Annotated in this window: 1 protein-coding gene and 1 pseudogene; one reads left to right on the plus strand and one right to left on the minus strand. The window is 76.6% G+C overall.

Annotation, left to right across the window (positions count from 1 at the left end; all coding sequences use genetic code 11):
- The first annotated feature begins 67 nt into the window (after window positions 1–67).
- Window positions 68–1,432 carry an ATP-binding protein gene (locus GV126_RS34390; protein WP_159675196.1) on the plus strand — a complete coding sequence of 455 codons (1,365 nt, stop codon included), beginning with the start codon at window positions 68–70 and terminating at the stop codon, window positions 1,430–1,432.
- 93 nt (window positions 1,433–1,525) lie between these two features.
- Here the strand turns inward: GV126_RS34390 and GV126_RS34395 are convergent.
- Window positions 1,526–1,678 (minus strand): annotated as a pseudogene (locus tag GV126_RS34395) (two-component sensor histidine kinase); the annotation flags it as partial.

Below are 1,678 nucleotides of genomic sequence, written 5' to 3' on the forward strand. Positions count from 1 at the left end.
GTCCACCGGGGCAGGGGGATCCTCATCCGGGCCGCCCCCTCGGCGACCGGACGGTGAGGCGGCCCGGATGAGGATCCCCCTGCCCCGGTGGACGGGCACGCTCGCCGTGAAGGCCGCGGCCTTCATCACGGTGATGTGCTGCGCGCTGGCCGCGCTGCTCGGCGTCCTCGTCCATGTGTCGGTGACCGACCAGACCGTCGGCCAGGCCCGGGAGCTGGCGCTCGTCCGGCTCAAGGACGCCACCAGCGCGTTCGAGTCCGGGGACACGCTGCTGCCGGGCGCGGGCCTGGACCCCGACGGGCTGCCCGCGCCGCTGCGGCGGCTGGCGGCGCACGGAGAGCGCGGCACGATGGTCGCCCGCCACCACGGGCGGCCCACGATGTGGGCGGCCGGGCCCGCCGACCACGGGCGGGCGCTGGCCGTCGAGGTGGACTACTCGCAGCAGGCGGGCACGATCGCCGGGCTGGACAACGCGATCCTGTGGTCCTCGGGGCTGGCGATCGGGGCGACGCTGGCCGTGGGCGCGTTCGCGGTGACCCGGGTGACACGGCGCCTGCACGCCACGGCGCAGGTGGCCCGGCGGATCAGCGCCGGCGACCTGGACGCGCGGGTGCACGACCCGCTCAGCCGGGACCCCTCGCGCCCGCAGGACGAGGTGGCCGCGGTGGCCGCCGCGCTGGACACGATGGCGTCCTCGCTGCAGAGCAAGCTGCTGGCCGAGCAGCGCTTCACCGCCGACGTCGCCCACGAGCTGCGCACGCCGCTGACCGGGCTGCACGCGGCGGCCGAGCTGCTGCCGCCGGGCCGCCCGACGGAGCTGGTGCGCGACCGGGTGGCCGCGCTGCGCACCCTCACCGAGGACCTGCTGGAGATCTCCCGGCTGGACACCGGGCGGGAACGGCTGGAGCTGGACGGCGAGCATCTGAGCGCGGTCGCGCAGCGGGTGGTGCGGGCCGCGGCGGGCGCCACGGGCGCCGACGCCGAGGTCCGGGTCGTCCGGGACGTCTACGTGGAGACCGACCGGCGGCGCCTGGAGCGGGTGCTGGGCAATCTGGTGGCCAACGCGCACCGGCACGGGCGGCCGCCGGTGACGCTGACCGTGGACGGGCCGGTGGTCACGGTGCGGGACCACGGCGTGGGCTATCCGGCGTATCTGGTGGAGCACGGGCCGCAGCGGTTCCGCACCGAGGGCGGGGCACGCGGGCACGGGCTCGGGCTGACCATCGCGCTGGGCCAGGCGGAGGTGCTGGGCGCCCGGCTGGAGTTCGCCAACGCGCCGGACGGCGGGGCGGTGGCGCGCCTGACACTGCCCGAGCGCCCGCCGCAGACGGCGGGGGGCGGCCGGCGCGGGGAGCAGGGCGTTGACGCCGTTTCAGGTGACAGCCTCGCCGACGGCGCGGTGTCGCGGGCATCCGGCCAGCGGCGTCCCTAATGTGGCGTTGGTCAGATTTGTCCGCTACAGCGGGCGTCATCGCCACAGGTGGAGGTTCTCCATGTCCCTGCGCTCCCCGCTCGCCCGGCTGGCCCTGGTGGCCGCCTCCGGGGCGCTGTTGACCACGGCCAGCGGCGCCCCGATCGCCAGCCCCGAGGACCACAGGATCGCGTTGTCCAGCCCGGCGATCGTGCCCGCCTGCTGCGAGTAGTCCACCTCGACGGCCAGCGCCCGCCCGTGGTCGGC

The sequence above is a fragment of the Streptomyces mexicanus genome, from assembly GCF_902506575.1.
GTDB lineage: Bacteria > Actinomycetota > Actinomycetes > Streptomycetales > Streptomycetaceae > Streptomyces > Streptomyces mexicanus.

Coding starts and splice junctions, on each gene's coding strand:
- GV126_RS34390 (WP_159675196.1), top strand. CDS start 68: ATGAGGATCCCCCTGCCCCGGTGGACGGGCACGCTCGCCGTGAAGGCC.